General features: G+C 72.6%; 18 protein-coding genes. 9 read left to right on the top strand and 9 right to left on the bottom strand.

Going from position 1 to position 18,740, the window contains the following annotated elements:
- The first annotated feature begins 18 nt into the window (after positions 1 to 18).
- From LV79_RS22440 to LV79_RS22425, 4 genes are all read left to right on the top strand, one after another.
- Positions 19 to 900: a DUF2705 family protein gene (locus tag LV79_RS22440; protein ID WP_253840399.1), complete on the top strand. Its 882-nt coding sequence runs from the start codon at positions 19 to 21 to the stop codon at positions 898 to 900.
- A gap of 43 nt (positions 901 to 943) precedes the next feature.
- Positions 944 to 2,101 carry a nucleoside 2-deoxyribosyltransferase domain-containing protein gene (locus LV79_RS22435; protein WP_253840146.1) on the top strand — a complete coding sequence of 386 codons (1,158 nt, stop codon included), beginning with the start codon at positions 944 to 946 and terminating at the stop codon, positions 2,099 to 2,101.
- Positions 2,102 to 2,149: 48 nt separating this feature from the next.
- Entirely contained in the window at positions 2,150 to 3,235 is a 1,086-nt protein-coding gene (locus LV79_RS22430; protein ID WP_253840397.1) for a J domain-containing protein, read from the top strand.
- A 464-nt stretch (positions 3,236 to 3,699) separates the two neighbouring features.
- Complete coding sequence (locus LV79_RS22425) at positions 3,700 to 4,524, top strand: ADP-ribosylglycohydrolase family protein (RefSeq protein ID WP_253840145.1); 825 nt, start codon at positions 3,700 to 3,702, stop codon at positions 4,522 to 4,524.
- Here the strand turns inward: LV79_RS22425 and LV79_RS22420 are convergent.
- Positions 4,513 to 5,715: a toll/interleukin-1 receptor domain-containing protein gene (locus tag LV79_RS22420; RefSeq protein WP_253840144.1), complete on the bottom strand. Its 1,203-nt coding sequence runs from the start codon at positions 5,713 to 5,715 to the stop codon at positions 4,513 to 4,515. The two genes, LV79_RS22425 and LV79_RS22420, sit on opposite strands and share 12 nt — an antisense overlap.
- Positions 5,716 to 5,729: 14 nt before the next feature.
- Positions 5,730 to 6,986, bottom strand: coding sequence for an Rv0361 family membrane protein (locus LV79_RS22415; RefSeq protein ID WP_253840143.1), 1,257 nt, complete (start codon positions 6,984 to 6,986; stop codon positions 5,730 to 5,732).
- 282 nt (positions 6,987 to 7,268) lie between these two features.
- Here LV79_RS22415 and LV79_RS22410 point away from each other — a divergent pair, with 282 nt between their 5' ends.
- Together LV79_RS22410 and LV79_RS22405 are read left to right on the top strand one after the other, a co-directional pair.
- Positions 7,269 to 7,502, top strand: coding sequence for a hypothetical protein (locus tag LV79_RS22410; RefSeq protein WP_253840142.1), 234 nt, complete (start codon positions 7,269 to 7,271; stop codon positions 7,500 to 7,502).
- The gene (locus LV79_RS22405; protein WP_253840141.1) at positions 7,499 to 8,287 is read left to right on the top strand and encodes a hypothetical protein; all 789 of its coding nucleotides are present in this window, start codon (positions 7,499 to 7,501) and stop codon (positions 8,285 to 8,287) included. The genes LV79_RS22410 and LV79_RS22405 overlap by 4 nt, the downstream gene beginning before the upstream one ends.
- Before the next feature lie 182 nt (positions 8,288 to 8,469).
- On the opposite strand, the gene LV79_RS22400 is transcribed toward LV79_RS22405, so the two are convergent.
- The 4 genes from LV79_RS22400 to LV79_RS22385 all read right to left on the bottom strand — a co-directional run bounded on the left by LV79_RS22400 (position 8,470) and on the right by LV79_RS22385 (position 13,655).
- Positions 8,470 to 10,410, bottom strand: coding sequence for a vWA domain-containing protein (locus tag LV79_RS22400; protein WP_253840140.1), 1,941 nt, complete (start codon positions 10,408 to 10,410; stop codon positions 8,470 to 8,472).
- A complete protein-coding gene (locus LV79_RS22395) occupies positions 10,407 to 11,825 on the bottom strand; it encodes an ATP-binding protein (RefSeq protein WP_253840139.1) in 1,419 nt (472 codons plus the stop codon). The genes LV79_RS22400 and LV79_RS22395 overlap by 4 nt, the downstream gene beginning before the upstream one ends.
- A gap of 115 nt (positions 11,826 to 11,940) precedes the next feature.
- A complete protein-coding gene (locus tag LV79_RS22390; protein WP_253840138.1) occupies positions 11,941 to 13,170 on the bottom strand; it encodes a low temperature requirement protein A in 1,230 nt (409 codons plus the stop codon).
- Positions 13,167 to 13,655 (bottom strand): YcxB family protein, encoded by a 489-nt coding sequence (locus LV79_RS22385; RefSeq protein WP_253840137.1) that lies wholly within the window; start codon positions 13,653 to 13,655, stop codon positions 13,167 to 13,169. Before LV79_RS22385 ends, LV79_RS22390 begins: the two co-directional genes overlap by 4 nt.
- A 61-nt stretch (positions 13,656 to 13,716) precedes the next feature.
- Here LV79_RS22385 and LV79_RS22380 point away from each other — a divergent pair, with 61 nt between their 5' ends.
- The 3 genes from LV79_RS22380 to LV79_RS22370 all read left to right on the top strand — a co-directional run bounded on the left by LV79_RS22380 (position 13,717) and on the right by LV79_RS22370 (position 15,988).
- The gene (locus tag LV79_RS22380) at positions 13,717 to 14,511 is read left to right on the top strand and encodes an Rv1486c family protein (protein ID WP_253840136.1); all 795 of its coding nucleotides are present in this window, start codon (positions 13,717 to 13,719) and stop codon (positions 14,509 to 14,511) included.
- 656 nt (positions 14,512 to 15,167) lie between these two features.
- Complete coding sequence (locus tag LV79_RS22375) at positions 15,168 to 15,740, top strand: hypothetical protein (protein ID WP_253840135.1); 573 nt, start codon at positions 15,168 to 15,170, stop codon at positions 15,738 to 15,740.
- Positions 15,741 to 15,745: 5 nt separating this feature from the next.
- Positions 15,746 to 15,988, top strand: coding sequence for a hypothetical protein (locus LV79_RS22370; RefSeq protein WP_253840134.1), 243 nt, complete (start codon positions 15,746 to 15,748; stop codon positions 15,986 to 15,988).
- Positions 15,989 to 16,170: 182 nt separating this feature from the next.
- Here the strand turns inward: LV79_RS22370 and LV79_RS22365 are convergent, their stop codons facing one another.
- Genes LV79_RS22365 through fabG form a run of 3 tightly spaced genes read right to left on the bottom strand, consistent with a single transcriptional unit; the run spans position 16,171 to position 18,701 of the window.
- Positions 16,171 to 17,205: a ferrochelatase gene (locus tag LV79_RS22365; RefSeq protein WP_253840133.1), complete on the bottom strand. Its 1,035-nt coding sequence runs from the start codon at positions 17,203 to 17,205 to the stop codon at positions 16,171 to 16,173.
- On the bottom strand, positions 17,202 to 17,969 hold the full coding sequence (gene fabI / locus LV79_RS22360) for an enoyl-ACP reductase FabI (RefSeq protein WP_253840132.1): 768 nt from the start codon (positions 17,967 to 17,969) through the stop codon (positions 17,202 to 17,204). The genes LV79_RS22365 and fabI overlap by 4 nt, the downstream gene beginning before the upstream one ends.
- A 27-nt stretch (positions 17,970 to 17,996) precedes the next feature.
- Positions 17,997 to 18,701, bottom strand: coding sequence for a 3-oxoacyl-ACP reductase FabG (fabG, locus tag LV79_RS22355; RefSeq protein ID WP_253840394.1), 705 nt, complete (start codon positions 18,699 to 18,701; stop codon positions 17,997 to 17,999).
- Positions 18,702 to 18,740 lie beyond the last annotated feature (39 nt).

The following is an 18,740-nucleotide window of genomic DNA, read 5'->3' as shown; positions in this document are numbered from 1 at the left end:
CCGGCCGCCATCGAGGAGATGGTCGACGCGGCGTCGCACGAGCACGTCGGGTTCGGCCCCGACGGCGCGGTCACCGGGTTCCGGCAGGGGCGGACGCTGCCGCTGCGGGTGGAGCTGGCCAGGCAGTTGCGGCGGCGCCGCACGCAGATGCTGCTCGGGTTCCTGGTGCTGCTGCCGTTCATCCTGTGGGCGGCCTTCGAGTTCGGCACCAGCGGCAACGCGCGCCGCTCCGGCGGGTTCGTCGACCTGGCCACCGCGAGCGCGCCGAACTTCGTGGTGTTCGTGCTGTTCGCGGCCGGGAGCTTCCTGCTGCCGATGATCGTGGCGCTGTTCTTCGGCGACACGGTGGCCTCCGAGGCGTCCTGGTCGAGCCTGAAGTACCTGCTGGCGATGCCGATCCCGCGCGGTCGGCTGCTGCGGCAGAAGGCCGTCACCTCCGGGCTGCTGTCGCTGTTCGCGCTGGTGCTGCTGCCCGCGGTGGCGCTGCTGGTCGGGGTGATCTTCTACGGCGCGGGTGAGGCGGTGAGCCCCACCGGCGACGCGATCGCGTTCTCCGACTCGCTGCTGGCGATGGTGTTCGCGGTCGCCTACATCGCGGTGAACCTGCTGTGGGTGGCGGCGCTGGCGCTGCTGCTGTCGGTGGTGACCGACGCCCCGCTCGGCGCTGTGGGTGGCGCCGTGCTGGTGTCGATCCTGTCGCAGATCCTGGACCAGATCACCGCGCTGGAGGGCATCCGCGACTTCCTCCCGACGCACTTCGCGTTCGCCTGGTCGGACCTGATCTCGACCGACATCGACTGGTCCAACATGAGCAAGGGCGCGTTCTCGGCGGTGACCTTCGCCGCGGTGTTCGGCCTGCTGGCCGCGCGCCGGTTCCGGACCAAGGACATCACCAGCTAGGTTCGGCCCCGCGTTCGAGGTGAACGCGTGCGGGGTGGGGAACGTGAGCAGGGGTATGACGGAACGGGTTGTTGTGGTGTGCGCGGGCGACGACCCGCCCGCGCAGTGGTCGGCGAGCGTGTTCCTGGCGGGGCCGACCCCGCGCTCGGCCGAGGTGCCGTCGTGGCGGCCCGGGGCCGTCGCGGCGATCACCGCCGGGTGGACCGGTCCTGGCACGCTGGTGGTGTTCGTGCCGGAACCGGCCGACGGGGTGTGGCCGGACTACACCCACCAGCGCACCTGGGAGCTGCGCTGGGGCGACCGGTGCGACGTGGTGCTGTTCTGGATCCCGCGCGGTCCGGGGATGCCCGCGTTGACCACGAACGACGAGTTCGGGCGGTGGAAGGACAGCGGCCGGGTGGTGCTCGGCACGCCACCCGAAGCGGAGAGCGTGCGCTACCAACGCGCGTACGCGAAGGACAACGGCATCCCCACCGCGGACACGTTGGCCGACACCATCGATCTCGCGTTGGCGGAACTCGCGGGTGGCGTCGACCGCGAGGGCGGTTTGCGGTTCGTGCCGCTGCGGGTGTGGCGGACCGAGGCGTTCCGGCGGTGGCGGACCACGGTCGAGCGGTCGGGCAACGAGGTCGTCGACGCGGCGCAGGTCTGGGTGTTCCCCGGGTCCGGGCCGGTGGTGTTCTGGGCGTTGCGGGTATCGATGTGGGTGGCGGCCGAGGACCGGGTCAAGTCCGGCGAGGTCGTGCTGTCGCGGCCGGACCTGGCCTCGGTGGTGGCGTACCTGCCGGGGCGCACGCCGCACGAAACCGAGGTGGTGCTGGTGCGCGAGTTCCGGCCGTCGGCGCGCACGGCGGACGGGTTCGTCCTGGAGCTGCCCGGCGGGTCGCACCAGGCGGTGATCGAGCCGGTGGCGCTGGCCGCGCTGGAGTTCGGCGAGGAGACCGGGCTGGTGGTGGCCGCCGAGCGGTTGGTGGCGCACACCTCGCGGCAGCTGGGCGCGACGATGAGCACGCACCGGCAGGCGGTGTTCTCGGTGCGGCTGACCGAGGCGGAGATGGCCGGGCTGCGCGGCGCGCCGCCGGTGGCCGACGGCACGGAGGTCACCTACCCGGTGGTCTGGCGGGTGGGCGACCTGTTCGCCGACGGCAGCGCCGACTGGACCACGCTCGGCGCGGTGGCCGAGGTGCTCCTCGGAAGTTGATCTTGAGCGTCCGCTACCGTTGTCCGGCCACCGGAGGAGGGGTGCACGCTGGACGACGTCGACTACTACGAGCTGCTCGGCATCCGCAGGGACGCCTCGGCCGGTGAGGTCAAGACCGCGTTCCGCGCCCTGGCGAAGGTCATGCACCCCGACGCGGGCGGGACGGCGGGCACGTTCCGGCTGCTGAAGTCGGCCTACGAGACGCTGTCGGACCCGCGCAGCCGCGCCGAGTACGACCGGGGCGTGGTCGCGGCCCCCGCCGCCGCCCCGACCCCGGCACCCCGGCAGCGGCGGCGGATGTACCGCGACGAACCGGCGTTCGTGCCCGCCGCGTGCGACGTGCCGCCCTCGTCGCTGCCGTGGTGGCACCTGACCAAGCACCAGCCCCGCATCGGCTACGTCCGCACCCCGGGGCACGCGCCCGCGGTGGGGATCGCGCTGACCGGGGCCGTGCTGGCGGTCCCGCTGCTGTTACCGGGGTGGCTGCCGCCGGTGCTGCTGGTGTGCTGGCTGGCCTTGGTCGCCGCGGCGATCGCCGTCGCGGTGCGGCTGGGGCGGCTGTACCTGGCGGCGACGCGGGCGCAGCGGGCCGCGCAGGCGGAGTTCGGCGAGCGCACCGTGTTCGGCGAGGCGGACGAGGAGCCGGTCGGTGAACGGCTGACGGCGGACCTGCTGGTGAACTACCTGGCCCGGCTGCCGGGGGCCCGGGTGTTCCACGGCCTGTCGCAACCCGGCTCGGTGTTCGCCGACGTGGACCACGCCGTGCTGTGCGGCCACCGCCTGGTGCTGGTCGAGTCGAAGCTCTGGCTCCCCGGCCACTACGAGGTCGACGACGACGGCTCCCTGTGGCGCAACGGCCACCCCTTCCGCGGCGGCGCGACCGACCTGTTCGACGCCGTCGCCGCCTTCACCGACCACCTCCCCGGCGTCGAGGTCCGCGGCGTCCTGCTCCTCTACCCCAGCCGCACCGGCGACGTCACCACCGACCCCACCCCCGGCAACGGCGTCTCCGCCATGACCCCACCCACCTTCGTCGACGACATCGGCACCTGGCTCGCCGCCGACTGCGCCACCGTCGACCACCACGTCCTGCGCTCCGTCCGCGCCCGAGTAGTCCGCGAACCCGCCGCCTGATCACTCCACTGTGGACTCCGCGCCGGACCCACCGGCTTCGCCCCACCCAGGCACCGCTTTCGCCACCCAGCAGCCCCGCCCACTCGGCCCCCAGCTCCGCCCACTCGCCCCCGGTTCCGCGCCGCCAGCCCTGGCTCCGCGTCCACCAGCCGCGGCTTCGCCCCGCCCAACCTCGGCTCCGCCACCCGTTCCGGAGGCCGCCCCCACGAACCCAGCCCCCACCCTGTCCCGGGGGGCGTCCCCAGGCCCAGTCTACAGGGACCCCTCTCCCCAAAAGGGTGACGGCCAAAACCTGTGGACAACTCGACCCCTTGTGGACAACGCGACCTGGGCGAACCCGCGCGACGCACAGGACCAAGCGGCGGATTTCACCAGGATGAGGCAGGTGGAGCGGGGGTCCAGACGCCGCCGAGGCGGGGCGTGGGAGAGTCGCGGGGCGGGCGGTGAGCGATCCTGGAGGGCCGATGTTGCTGGAGTTGGCGGTAGGCGACGCGTACGGGGCGGGGTTCGAATACGCGGATCCCGGGTTCGTGGCGGAGTTCAACGACGGTGCCACCTACCGGCAGCACCCGAAGCACACCGACCTGCGGCCCGGCCAGTACACCGATGACACGCAGATGACCCTCGCCATCGCCGAGCTGATGGTCGACGGTGCACTGTGGACGCCGGAGGTGTTGGCGGAGAAGTTCGTCGCCGTGTTCCACCGGGATCCGCGCGTCGGCTACGCGTCCCGGTTCCACGCGCTGCTGTCCGAAGTGCACACCGGTGCCGAGTTATTGGATCGTCTCCGGCCGGAGAGCGACAAGAGCGGTGCCGCGATGCGCGCGACACCCATCGGATTGCTGCCGACTGTCGACGACGTCCTCTACCACGCCGAAGTCCAGGCGCGCGTCACCCACGACACCCCCGCGGGCATCGCCTCAGCACAGGCCGCCGCGCTCGCCGCGCACTACTGCCACCGCGACCTCGGACCGCTGACCGGCGTCGGCCACTGGATCAGCAGCGTGCTCGACGACGACTGGGCGTCCCCGTGGACGGGACCGGTCGGCTCGAAGGGGGCGATGTCCGTGCGCGCCGCGTTGACCGCGATGGGCGCGGGCGGGTTGACCGACATCCTCCGCGCGTGCGTCGCGTTCACCGGCGACGTCGACACCGTCGCCACGGTCGCCCTCGGCGCGGCGTCGCTCGCCGTCCGCAGCGACCTCCCGGCGTCCCTTGTGGACGGGCTGGAGGACCGGGAGTACGGCCGCGCCTACCTCACCGAACTCGATGCTCGACTAACGAGGTGACTGGCACACCAGCCACTTCCCCGATTCCTCGACCATCGGGTAGGTGCGCCGGTCGGTCGCCGTGGTCGCCGAGTCGGTCGCCAGGATGGTGAAGCTGGGCGGGTCGGTCGTGTCGTCCACCGACTCCAGGGTGAACCGCGCGCCGGGGCGCAGGAAGATCTCCGCCGCCCGGGACCGGTCGCGCTCGCAGGTCAGCTGGGCGAGCACGGTGGTGTCGGCGATGTTCACCGCGTCGACGAACTCGCGCGCCGCGGCGGTCGGGTCGGCCGAGGTCGGGTCGAACAGCACGAACCCGGCGACGACGGCGGCGGCGATCACGACCACTCCCCCGCCGATGACCAGCAGGCGGGTGCGGTCTTGGGCGCGGACGACGGCCTTGGACTTCGCGGCGGGACGGGCAGTCGCGGTGGGGCGCGGACGAGCAGGGGTGGGATCACCGGACCACGTGGCCTCCGGCGGCGGGACCCGGCGCTCGTTGAACTCGCGGTTCTCGTGGCGCACCAGGGTGGTCCAGGCCTGGCCGTCCCAGTAGCGCTTCTCCACCCGGCGCTCCGGGTCGGGCTGCCAGCCGGGGGCGAGGACCTTCTCCACCTCGGCGGCCAGCGGCGCGGGCAGGTCGGTGCGGGCGCGCAGCCGCACCAGCAGCCCCCACACCGCGGCGCGCTCGTGCTCGTCGCGCAGCCGTAATCGGAGTTGGCGCAGCAGTTCGCGCAACTCGGCCGGTTCCAGGCCTGGCTCGTCGAGGCGCTGGCGGATCGGGTCGAGGTACGGCACGGCCGGGTCCGGCGGCAACGGGTCGGGCAGCGGGGGCGCGGCGGGCAGCGCCAACAAGACGCCGCGCAACTTGGGCACCCGCTCACTGATCTCCATGCCCGCCGGGGCGAACACGGGCGCGGTCTCGGCGTCGGCGGGCAACCCGGTGGCCACGGCGGTCACCACCAGCACCGGGCGGCGCAGCGCGCGGGCGTAGCGGAGCGTGGCCAGGCACCCGGGCGAGCGAACCGCCGCGGGCGAGGCCACCAGGACGAACACGTCGCAGCGCTGGACCCGCTGCAACACGCCCTCCCACCAGCGCTGACCGGTCGGCTCACCCCGGTCGAGGGAGACCTGGCGACCCAATTGGGCCAGGTCGGCGCGCAGGCCCGCTGCGACGTCGCGATCGGACGGCGCGTGGCTGACGAACACCTGCATGACTCACTCCGCGGTCAGCGACCCGACAGCGCCCGGCTGATGTCGCACACCTTCCACGCGCCGTTCTCGTCGACGAGGGGAATCCGCAACCGCACCGAGGTTGCGCCTACGGTGCGTGTCGCGAGGACGGTGAAACGGGGGTCGGACCCGCTGATGTCGACACTCTCAAGGGTAACGTTAGCCGCGTCAAGGAACGCCGTGTAGAGATGGGCGTTCTTCTCGCGATCCGAGCCGCAGACGTACTGCTGCATGGCGTTCTCGTCGCGGGTGTTGACGGCGTCGACGAAGTTGCGCGCCATGCGGGTCGCGGACACCTCGTCCGGCCCCCCGCCGAGCAGCACGACCCCCGCGGTGACGCCCCCGGCGACCAGCACGGCGGCGCCCGCGCCCAGGGCGATCAGCTTCTTGCGGGTGGCGCGCGGGCGGCGCAGCTTGTGCTTGATCCGGTCGGGCCTGCGCCGCGTCGGCTCGGGTTCCGGCTCGACGACCGGCACCGGTCCGGTGCTCGAGGGCAGGTGCTGGTGCAGCCGGGGCGGGGTGTTGCGGTCGTTGAACTCCTTGCCGTTCTGCCAGACCAGCGTCGTCCAGCTCTGCCCGTCCCAGTACCGCGCCTCGAAGTTCTCCCTGGGGTCCGGTTGCCAGCCCGGGGCCAGGATCTCCTCGATGGCGTTGGCGATGGAGCGGTTGAGCTCGGGGCGGTCGCGCAGCCGCACCAGCAGGTCCCAGACGTCGGCGCGCTCGTCGGCGAGCACCATCCGCTCGCGCAACTGGCCGAGCAGCTCGGCCTGGTCGCGCTCGTCGAGCTGCGGCGCGTCGATGCGCGCGAGGTAGGCGTTGAGGTAGGAGGTGGGGATCTCGGGCTCCTGGGGCAGTCGGGCGGGCAGGGCGCGGGCGGCGGGCAGGGCGCTGAGCGCCTTGCGCAGCCGGATCACGCTCTCCTCGGTCCGGTTGACGTAGTCAACGGGCAACTGGAGGCCGTCGGGGATGTCGCCCCGGTCGACCGGGCGCACCAGGACGGGCAGGATCGGCCTGCGCAGCTCCTTGGCGTAGCGCAGCTCGGCGAGGCACGCCTTGGAGCGCAGCGAGTCGGGTGAGAGCGCGAAGGCGAAGACCACGCACCCGCGCACGTGGCCGAGCACGTCGTCCCACCAGTCCGGACCGCCGTGGCTCTCGCGGTCGTACCACACTCGGTTGCCGAACCGCTCGAAGTCGGCGCGCAGCGTGGTGATCGACGCCTGGTCCCGGCGGGCATAGCTGATGAATACGTGCATCCTCACTTCTCACGTTCACAGGCAGTAGTTCAGGGGTGCACGCACGTTATGTGGGAGTTCGAGGGAATGACAGGGACCAATGGCCCTGGTGGGCCCGCGCCGGTCGCCAAGCGTGGCCGCAACGTCGCAGGCCGGAGGCGTTGCGGGCGTTTCGTCGGGGAGTCACCCGATGATCTTGCAGACGGTCCGGGAATGACCGGGGAGCACACTCCGATGTGATGGCCACCGGTGACTGTGCGTGGTCGAGTTGGCTGGCGGCCGCGGTCCGGGCAGGCTTGTCCGGTGGCGGACGAGCACTCGGCGACAGACCCCGGCGCGGCACTGCGCGCCCAGTTCCGCGGCCCGCTGCCGCCCGCGGTGATGGCGCTGCCGCCCGCGGACGCGCTCGACCTCGCCGACGCCCTGCGCACGGCCCGCAGACGCCAGGCCCGGCACCTGGGCGAGGCGACCGAGGAGTCCCTCGGCCAACTCCCCCGGCTGCTGCGCCCCCTCGTCCGCCGGGCGATCGGCCTGTGAGCGGCACCCGCGCCGAGATCGCCAAACTGGCCCGGCTGCTCGGCGAGCCCGCCACGCGGTTCGGCTACCTGTCGGCGCTGTCGCCTGAGGACGTTCGCGCGGTCCGCGACCAGGCGGCGGAAGTCCTCTTCGGAGCGAACCGCGCGCTGTTCGAGCGGATCGGCCAGGCGAGCAGGCTGGTGCCCGCCGCGCTGACCGCGAGCATCGCCCAGCGCTCGTTCGGCCCCCTGCTCAGCGCCCGGGTGGCCGGTGCCCTGGACCCCGACCGGGCGGTGGACCTGGCCGGGCGGCTACCGGTGTCGTTCCTGGCCGACGTGGCGGCCGAACTGGACCCGCGCCGCATCGCCCCGGTGCTGGGCGTGCTGCCCATCGCCAAGGTCATCGAGGTCGGCCGCGAACTCATCCGCCGCGGCGACCACATCACCACCGGCCGCTTCGTCGGCGACCTCCCAGCGCCCACCCTGCGCGCCATGGTCACCGCCCTGGACGAGGAGTCCCTCCTCCGCACCGCCATCTACACCGACAGCACCGCCCGCCTCCCAGCCCTGTTCGCCCTGATCCCCGACGACCGCCTGCCCGCCATAGCCACCACCATCGCCACCGCGACAGGCGAGTTCGCCGAGGACGTCCTCCCCCTGCTCCTCCACCTGGACACCCCCAGCCTCACCCGCCTGGCCACGGCCATCCGCACCCTCCCAGAGTCCGAACGCGACCAACTAGCCACCACGGCCCGCGCCCTGGGCGTGCTGGACGCCCTGGGCCCAATCGCAGACGCCCTCACCTAGTCACTTCCACCTGACACGAACGCGACCACACCTGTCCCCGCTGCCGGGTCCCGGTGTGTTCGCCACCTACAACTCGGTCGCCACCCCGGCGCAGGGCAAGCTGGATTCGGTCGCGGACGCCGCCATCCACCCCGACGCCAGCGGTGATCACCAGGATCAACCGCGAGGGCAGGAACGCTCGCCTACCTCCGGCGGGTGCGTAAGTAGTCGCTCACCACGGCGCTGCCCAGGCCGTCCAGGTCGGGGGCTACTACGCGGCCGCCGCCGCGTTTGGCGACTAGGTCTACGAAGGCGGCTAGTTTGGGGTCTTCGCCGAGCATGAAGACGGTGACGGAGGCGCCTAGGCGGGCGAGGGAGTCGACTTCGGCGAGGGTTCGGCGGAGGGTGTCCTCTGTGGTGGGGTAGTGGAAGACGGCCTCGCCGTCGGGGTCGAGGTGGGCGGTGGGTTCGCCGTCGGTGACGACGAGGACGACGGGGTGGGCGTCGGGGTTGCGGCGCAGGTGCCTGCCCGCGAGCAGCAGGGCGTGGTGCAGGTTGGTGCCCTGCTCCCAGGTGCCCTCCAGGGCCGTCAGCTCGGCGATGTCCACGGTGGCGGCGTGCCGGCCGAAGGTGATCAGCTGGAGCTCGTCGGCGCGGAACCGGGTGCTGACCAGGTGGTGCAGGGCCAGAGCGGTGCGCTTCATCGGCACCCACCGGCCGTCCTGGACCATCGACCAGGACGTGTCGACGCACAGCGCGACGGCGGCACGGGCCCGCTGCTCGGTCTCGGAGACCTCCACGTCCGTGACGTCGAGCCGCACGCTGCCTTCGCCGACGGACAGGGTGCGCAGCACGGCGTTGCGGACCGTGCGGGCGACGTCCCACGGCTCGGTCGCGCCGAAGGTCCACGCGCGGGTCGAGCCGGTCAGCTCACCCGACGCACCCGCGTTCGCCGTGTCGCGCTCCCCCCGGTTGGCCCGAGCGGAACCGACGACCTCGGCGAGAGCGGCCTCACCCAACCGCCGCATGGCCTTGGGGGACAACGTGAGCGAGCCGTCCGGCGCGCGGTCGAGCAGGCCCTGCCGCCGCAGCTCACGCTCCAGTTCGGACAGACGGCGGGCGTCCACACCGGCCTCGTCGCCGAGCTGGCGGTTCAGCGCCTCCAGGTCGATGTCCTCCAGCCGGGCACCCGGGTACGACTGGCCGAGCTGCTCGGCGAGCGCGTCCAGCTCGGCGAGGTCGGCCATGGCCTGCGCGCCCTCACCGAGACCGAGCGGGTCCTGGCCGCGGAACCGCGCCGAGGACGTCCAGTCCTCGTCGGGGCGCAGCGCGCGCAGGTTCGCGTCCAGGGTGGCGACCTGGTCGGCGAAGCGCGGGTCGCCGAACGCGCCCGCCATCAGCTCGCCGAGTTCCTGGCGTTGCTGGGCGCTCATCGAGTTCATCATCCGCTGCGCCGCGGCGGCCCGGGCGGCCAGCGCGTCGACCAACTCCTGCACGGTGCGCGGGTTCTCGGGGAAGAACTCGCCGTGGTCGCGCATGAACTGGTCGAACCGCTCGTCGGTGTCCTCGCCGCGCAGGTGGGCCAGCAGCAGCGCGTTCAGGTCCGCCATCATCTCGCGGATGCGCTCGGTGTCCTGGGGCTGCATCTCCCGCAGGGCCTGCTTCATGCCCTGGAACCGGGACTCCACCAGGTCCTTGCCGAGCTTCTCCCGGATCTGCTCGTAGGCCTCGCGCGCCGCCGGTGAGCGCCAGTCGTAGTTGGCGAGTTCGCGCACGGCGGCCGCGGTGCCGGACGGGAGCGCGTCGAGCTGCGCCTCCCGGAAGCGGGCGTCGTCGGCCGGGTCGGGGAACAGCTCGGTCCGCTCCGCCGCCAGCGCCTGCTCCAGCAGCCGCTTGACCTCGGTGAGCGTGCCGTCGAGCCGGTGGCGGCGCTGGATGCGCGAGCGCCGCTCCCACAGCCTGCGGGTCAGGTCGTCGAGCCCGGCCTGGTCGCCTGCGCCGCGGCGCAGCAGCTCCTGCAGCGCGGCGCGCGGGGACGCGCCCTCCATCACGTCGCGGCCGAGCGCCTCCAGGGCGGCCCGCAGGTCGACCGGGGGTGCGAGCGGGTCCGGGCCGTCGTGCCACGGCCCGTAGCGGTAGCTCACGGTCCGTACACCGCCTCCCCGTCGGCCGAGTCCTTGGCCAGCTTCCTGGTCAGGTACAGGTACTCCAGCGCCAGCTCCACCGCGGCGGCGATGCGCCCCGGCGGGTCACCGGCGCGCACGTCGAGCCGGGCGGCGACCTCGTGCAGCAGCGGCAGCTCCGGCAGCGCGGCCAGCACCTCCGAGCCGGGCACCCGCTCCCCGGTGGCCACCAGGTGCCCGTCGACGACGGCGTCCACCAGCGGACCGAGGTCGATGCCAGCGAAGCGGTCGCGGGCGGTCTCGGCGACGGCCCGGCGCAGCAGGTGCTCGAGGTGCTCGACCTCGCGGCCCTCCTCGCCGGACTCGAACTCCAGCTTGCCGCGCAGCACGGCGGGCACCGCGTCCAGGTCGATCGGGCGGGCCACGGCGGGCTCCTCGCCGATCAGCGCGGAGCGGCGCAGCGCGGCGGCGGCGACCGTCTCGGCGGCGGCCACGGCGAACCGGGCAGACACCCCGGAGCGCTGGTCGATGGCGCTGGACTCGCGCAGGTTGCGGACGAACCGGGCCAGCACCTCCAGCAGCGAGTCGCCGACCTCGGCCACCAGCTCGGCCTCCTGGCGCACCACGTCGACCTCGGCCTGGACACCGCGCGGGTAGTGGGTGCGGACCTCGGCGCCGAAGCGGTCCTTGAGCGGGGTGATGATGCGGCCCCGGTTCGTGTAGTCCTCCGGGTTCGCGGTGGCCACCAGCAGCACGTCCAGCGGCAGCCGCAGCGTGTAGCCGCGGACCTGGATGTCGCGCTCCTCCATCACGTTGAGCAGCGCCACCTGGATCCGCTCGGCGAGGTCGGGCAGCTCGTTGATGGTGACGACACCGCGGTGGGCGCGCGGCACGAGTCCGAAGTGGATGGTCTCCGGGTCGCCGAGCGCGCGGCCCTCCGCGACCTTGACCGGGTCGACGTCACCGATGAGGTCGCCGACGGCGGTGTCGGGGGTGGCCAGCTTCTCGGTGTAGCGCTCGCTTCGGTGCCGCCAGTCGACCGGCAGGTCGTCGCCGAGCTCGGCGGCGAGCCGCAGCGAACGCGGGGTGATCGGCGCCAGCGGGTGCTCGCCGAGCTCGGAGCCCGCGATCACCGGGGTCCACTCGTCGAGCAGACCCGCGATGGTGCGGGCGAGCCGGGTCTTGCCCTGCCCGCGTTCGCCGAGCAGCACCACGTCGTGCCCGGCCAGCAGCGCGCGTTCCAACTGCGGCACCACGGTCTGGCCGAACCCGACGATCCCCGGCCACGGATCCCGCCCGGCGCGCAACGCGTCGAGCAGGTTGGCGCGGATCTCGTCCTTCACTCCCTTGGGGAGGTGGCCTGCCGCCCGCACGGCGCCCGCGGTCCGGGGCAGGTGCGCTGGGGGTGTGGGTACCGGCGTGTTCACGACTGTCACACCTTGACGCTACGCAGGTTCGAGCACGGGGTCGACGTGGAGTGGCTCCAGCTGTGGACAACTCGGGCATTGTGGATAACTCAGCGTGGATGACTCAGCCGCGAAGGCCGCCTGCTCAGGCCTCGGCGTGGGCGGACTCGTGTTCGGCGTGCCGGATCTCGTCGCGGTCAGCCCGGTAGTGCACCCACTCGTAGGCGATAAGAGCGATGAGCACTGCGGCCAGCACGGCGAGCGCGACCAACGCGGGCAGGAACGCGGCCAGCGGCGTGACCGCGATGAGGAGGGCGCCGACCGCGAGCCGCTGGGGCTTGAGGTTGCGGCCGCAGCGCCAGGAAACCCCGGCCTGGGCGAACAGGTAGAGCGCCGAGCCGCCGAACAACGCCCACAGCGGCGGCCCGTAGAGGTGGTCGGCGACGGTGTGGCCGTTGGCCCCGGCCACGTAGTTGAGCACCTTCTTGAGGCCGAGGGCCGACATCACGATGCCCACGACGAGCGGCAGGTGCAGGAAGCTGAACGCCGACCGCGCCATGCTCGCCCGCTCCACCCCCGTCGCCCGCGCCAGCGCGCGTTCGGCGATGAGCACGTGCGTGTCGAAGTAGGCCCACCACAGGCAGGCGGCGACGGTCAGCCCGAGCGTGGCCGCGGCGATGACCGGCCAGGAGATGGGCAGCGCGGTGACCCCTACGCCGATGGCCACGATCGACTCGCCGAGCGCGATGATGACGATCAGGCCGTGCCGCTCCGCGAAGTGCTTGGCGGAGTTGAGCCGCCACCCCGACGCGCCGATGGCGAACGTGCCGCCGTAGTCGGCGGCGACCGCGGCCACCCACAGGCCGATCTGCGCCGCGCCGCTGGTCTGGGCGGCGAGCAGGAGCAGCAAGGTGCCGCCGAGCATGGTCGGGGCGAACCGCAGCAACTGCTTGCGCAGGCCGGGGTCGTCCGCGGCGCTGATCCAGAACAGCACCAGGTGCACGGCGCGGACCAGCAGGTAGCAGAAGGCGAACACGACCGGCCCGGACAGCCCGCCCGGCAGGTCGTCGAACGCCTCGGGGATGGCCAGCGCGATGAGGAACATGGCGGCCATGGCGCCCAGCATCGCCGTGCGCGCGGTCCCCTCGTCGGCCTTCACCAGGTTCGACAGCCACGAGTAGCCGACCCAGCACCACCACACGACGGCGAGCACGAGCGTGCCGCGCAGCAGGCCGAGCCAGGTGGGGTCCTCGGCCATCAGCGCGGTCACCTGGGTCAGCGCGAAGACGAACACCAGGTCGAAGAACAGCTCCAGGGTGGTGGCCGTCGCCGACTCGCCCACCCGCTCCAACCTGGACCGGTACGGCTTGCTCATGGCGCAGATGGTGGCACGCCCGCCGGACCGAGGGTGCGGGTGAGCAGGTCGCGGAAGGCGTCGATGTCCTCGGTGGTGTCGAAAGCGCGCCCCGGCACCGGGTGGAAGCCAGAGGGGCCGGTGCGCAGTAAGAAGCTGCGCTCTGTCTCAACCCAGCCAGTGAGGTCGGTGAGGACGACGTCGCTGTAAGCGCTACCGTCGGCGGTCATCATCCGCACGGAGTGCTCGTCTACGTCAGCGGTCACGGTCCGACCAGCGACGGGGTTACCGCGGAACGCGTGCCTGATCGCGGCGAACGGGATGACAGCGATGACCGCCGCGCTGATCACCCCGAACACCCCGGGCGGGGTCAGGCCCAGCACGAGCAGCACGACGGAGAACGCCCCGAGGGCCGCGGCGAACCACGGTACCCATCGGGTGAACGGCACCACGGCCCGCACTCCGTCGGCCCAGTCGGCGGGCACCGGGGTCCAGCGCAGTCGCATGGGGGGCAGCTTAGGGAGCTGATCCGCCCCGCCGGGACCGGGTCGCGTACCCTCGGTCCCCGTGTCAACTCCCAGTGCCACCTTCTCGGTGTGGGTTTCGGCGTGGCTGAACGGCTCGGCCGCCTCGGACGACGTCCTCGACGCGCTCACCCACTGGGCGCCCCTGCATGACGTGGTCGCGGTCGGCCAGTCCACCGCGGACTCCCTCGACGTCCCTCTGCGCGGTCAGGCAGGTGGCCAGGTGGCCGGTCTGCTCGCCGCGGTCCGCCGGGCCGAGTGCACCGGCGGGCGGCTCGTGCTGCCGGTCCCCGGTGACGTTCGCGGCCTCGGCGGCCGCAGCGAGTTCGCCGGTACCGCCCTGCACGCCGGTGAGGCCGTGGTGCTGCTCGGCGCCCCCATCGGCCTGGTCCCCGAGCCCATCGCGGACGGCGTGCTGCGCTGGACCGCCTTCGACATCGGCGACGCCCCCGCCGCCGAGCACATGCCCCTCGGCGAGGCCGAGCACGAGCTGACCGGCGCCATGCGGGTCGCCGCGGGCGTGCTGACCGAGATGGGCGTGGCCAAGCACCGCTCCGGGGTCCGCGAGGAGATCACCGCCCGCGTCGCGCACCGCTCGGCGGCGCCGTGGCCCGAGGGCACCCCGCCGCGGGCGCTGCGCGTGCTGCAGCGGGCCAACGAGGTGTCGGCGATCCTGGACCTGGCGGCGGAGGACGCGCCGGGCGGCGCGCTGTCGTCGTCCTCGGCCCGTAGGCGCGCCGACGCGCTGCGCCCGCTGTTCGACGCGGTCCGGGTCGCGCGCCTGGCCGCGGTCGACGAGGCCGTGCGGGTCTTCTCCGACCACGCCGACAAGCACTGAGCCGGGACCATTCCCGATCTGACCGGCGGCTCGCCCGGGCTGGGTGCACACCGGGGCGGGTCGCCGGGGCTTGATTTCCGGTGGATTGCCGGTTACCGCGTTCCCAGGGGCGTTGACCTGCGGTTTCACTGATGGTCGTCGCCCCATCAGGGGCTCTGGGCACCCTGCGTGACCACACGTGCCTCGGCGTGCCCGGTAGGGCCGGTGGTCTCTAGACCAATCCCGATCTGAGCGGTGCACCGCGGAGCCGGTGGCCCACGGGGCACTACACGGGTTTGCGAACCGCATCTTGCACGGAGACGAACGTCCGCTGCGGCCCGTCGGGTGAGCGTTCACCGGTGCGGCGCCGGGGAAGAACCACCCGATCACCGCGCGTGCGACCCGCCGGTCGGCGAATTCCCCCGTCCGCCAAGGTGATACCCCCGGGCGCGGCCGGGAACCGCCGCCCCCGTAGATCTTCCCGGTCGAGCTCCGGGGAAACCCTTGTCTTCACGACGATTGCCGTCGCTAACGATCGGCTTTGCGGCTCCCAGCTGCGTCAACGCGGTCATCACGCGCGACATAACCCGGTGCTATGGGTCTTTGGGATGAGCGCTGCCGCTCCGCGTCGCCGATAGTGATCGCACTGGACCAACCGCTGTCACCGGAGTCACACCATGACCGCACAACTACTCGACCCCAAGCAGGCCGCCCGGCCGCTGGCGCTGGACACCAACCACCTGGGTGCCCTGCAGATGGTCGCGCGCGGCGAGGTCGGCGCCTACGGTGCTGCGGCGGCGTTGCGCCACCGCACCGACGACCTCGGCGTGCTGATGGTGAGCGCCCTGTTCACCCTGCGCCGCGACGGCTTCGTCGGCTTCGGCGACGCGGTCCCCGACCCGCGCGACGGCTGGCTGCAGGCCGGTCTCACCTCCGCGGGCGAACGGCTGCTCGACATCTGGCTGCGCCGCGGCCGCCGCTCCCCAGACGAGGCCGCCCGCACCCGCGACTGGTTCGTCCTGCTCCGCTGCGCCCAGCGCGGCGACCTGGGCATGACCGAGGCCAACCAGGTGGTCGACCGCGGCACCCCGGTGGAGAGCAGGCTAGCCGCCAGGATGCGCGAGCTGGTGAGCGCGGGCCACCTGGTCATCGGCGCCGCCCGCTTGCGCGACTGCCGCATGATCACCCTCAGCGACACCGGTCGGGCACTGCACTCGCGCCTCGACCTCTCCCAGAGCAACCACGGGTGAGGCCCATGATGACGACTCCGAACGCCCAGGTCTGCTGGGGCACCAACACCACCCACGGCGGCCGCGCCCACGTGGTCCTGCACGGCACCGCCACCGGCCTCTGCGGCCAACCCGTCGACACCCGCTACCAGGACCGCCCCACGGCCCGCCCGGTCTGCCCGGACTGCGCCATCTCCTACGTGGCCGCCGTCTTCCCCACCGAGGTGACAGCGCCAGACCTCCGGCACGAGGTCCGGCTGCGCGCCTGAGTAAAACCCGAAACGCGGCGTCGGAGGTCCCCCTGCACCCCCGACGCCGCGTTTCGGCGTTCCCAGCCCAGCCCCAGTTCTCCCACACCTTCACCGCGTACCGATGGGCCACACCGAGCGGGGAGGCTGAAAGTCGACCCTGTGGACGACCCAGCCCCATGTGGACAACCACCCGCCACTAGCTATGGCCGGGCCGGCCGCTTTGCCGGTTCACAACACAGCGGCGCGCAGAGGGTTCCGTTGCGGGTGCAGCCAGCGCCAGGGAATGCCGAGAGCTTGGCCGGTGCGACACCGTCCAGGTATTCCTCCACAAGCGACACCACCAGCTCAGCGAACCGCGGATCACCGTTAGGCGTAGCAGCCCGAGCGAACGGAATACCAAGGGCCGCAGCCCTCTCCGCAGCCTCCGTGTCCAAGTCCCACACGACTTCCAGATGGTCGCTCACGAACCCGATCGGGCAGACGACGATGCCCGGCACGCCAACAAGCGTATCGATGTGGTCGACGATGTCAGGGTCAAGCCACGGAACCTGAGGTGGGCCAGACCGAGACTGCCACACCACGTCATACGACGACGCGCCAACGGATTCGGCGACCAGGCGGGCGGCTTCGGCGACCTGGCGGGAGTAGCGGCGGCCGCCCTCCTCCGGGGGACCGGCGGCGCGGTCGGCGGAGTCTGGGACCGAGTGGGCGGTGAAGATCAGGCGGCTGTCAGGGGGAACCTGGGCCTGGGCGGCGCGGACGGCGTCGGATACGGCGGCGATGAACAGCGGGTGGTCGAAGAACTGGCGCAGCTTCACCAGGTCCGGCGCGTCCTCGCCGACCGACGCACGCGCGCGGGCGATGTCCTCGTGGTACTGCCTGCACGCCGAGTACCCGCCATACGCGCTGGTGGGGAACACGAGCGCGTGCCGGACACCGTCGGCCTTCATCTGGGCGACGGTGTCCTCGACCATGGGGTGCCAGTTGCGGTTGCCGAAGTACACCGGCAGGTCCAGGCCGCGCCGGGCCAGTTCGGCGCGGACGGCGGTGATGGCCTCGTGGTTGAGCCGGTTGATCGGCGACACCCCGCCGAAGTGCTGGTAGTGGGCCTCGACCTCGTCCAGCCGCTCCGGCGGGACACCGCGGCCCCTGGTGACGTTCTCCAGGAACGGCCGGACCTCGGCGGGCCCCTCAGGCCCGCCGAAGGACAGCCACAGCAGCGCGTCGACCATCACAACCCCAGGGCGTGCACGCCCCCGTCGACCCACACCATCGAGCCGGTGGTGGCGGGCAACCAGTCCGAGAGCAGCGCGCAGACCGACTTGGCGACCGGGGTGGCGTCGTTGACGTCCCAGCCCAGCGGGGCGCGGTCGGCCCAGCCCGCCTCCAGCTCGGCGAAGCCGGGGATGGACTTGGCGGCCATGGTGCGCACCGGACCGGCGGCGACCAGGTTGACCCGCACGCCCTTGGGGCCCAGCTCGCGCGCCAGGTAGCGGTTGGTGGACTCGAACGCGGCCTTCGCCACGCCCATCCAGTTGTAGGCGGGCCAGGCGACCCGGGCGTCGAAGTCGAGCCCGACGATCGACGAGCCCTCGCCCAGCAGCGGCAGCGCGGCGACCGAGAGCGACTTGAGCGAGTACGCCGAGACCTCCAGCGCCACCGACACGTCCGACCACGGCGCGTCCAGGAAGGGCTCACCGAGGCAGCTCTTGGGCGCGAACCCGATGGCGTGCACGAGGCCGTCCAGGCCGTCGACGTGCTCGCGGACCCGGTCGGCGAGGGTGTCGAGGTGCTCCTGGTTCTGCACGTCGAGCTCGACCACCGGCGCGGGCTGGGGCAGCCGCTTGGCGATCCGCTCGACCAGGCTGAGCCTGCCGAACCCGGTCAGCACGACCTGGGCGCCCTGCTCCTGGGCTGCCTTGGCGACGTGGAAGGCGATGGAGGCGTCGGTGATCACACCGGTGATCAGCAGCCGCTTGCCCTCGAGCAGTCCGGTCATGGCTTCCTTCCTGGGGAGAGACTTCGGTCAGTGGCCCATGCCGAGGCCGCCGTCGACCGGCAGCACGGCACCGGTGATGTACCCGGCGGCGTCGGAGGTGAGGAAGGTGACCGCGGCGGCGACCTCCTCGGGCGAGGCGTAGCGGCCCGAGGGGATGGTCGCGAGGATCTGCTGCTTGCGCTCCTCGGTGAGCGCGTCGGTCATGTCGGTGGCGACGAAGCCGGGCGCGACGACGTTGGCGGTGATGTCGCGCGAGCCCAGTTCGCGGGCGATCGAGCGCGCCATGCCGACCAGGGCGGCCTTGCTGGCGGCGTAGTTGACCTGCCCCGGGGAGCCCATCAGGCCCACCACCGAGGAGATGTAGACGATGCGGCCGAAGCGGGCCTTGAGCATGCCGCGGGTGGCGCGCTTGGTGACCCGCCACGCGCCGGTGAGGTTGGCGTCGATGACCCGGGTGAACTGGTCCTCGGACATGCGCATCAGCAGCGTGTCGTCGGTGATGCCCGCGTTGGCGATGAGCACCTCGACCGGCCCGTGCGCGTTCTCCACCTCGGTGAACGCGGCGTCGACGGCGGCGGCGTCGGTCACGTCGCAGTGGACGCCGAGCAGGCCCTCCGGCGCGCCGGAGCCCCGGTGGGTGACCGCGACCTTGTGGCCCTGCTCCTGGTAGGCGCGCGCGATGGCCAACCCGATGCCCCGGTTGCCGCCCGTGACCAGTACCGACCGTCCCATTGCCATCCCATCCACCCGGTGACCACGTCCGCACGGAGG

It is taken from the genome of Actinokineospora globicatena (assembly GCF_024171945.1).
Taxonomy (GTDB): domain Bacteria; phylum Actinomycetota; class Actinomycetes; order Mycobacteriales; family Pseudonocardiaceae; genus Actinokineospora; species Actinokineospora globicatena.
Note: the sequence above shows the minus strand (reverse complement) of the source record. Positions and strands in the feature narration are given on the sequence as shown.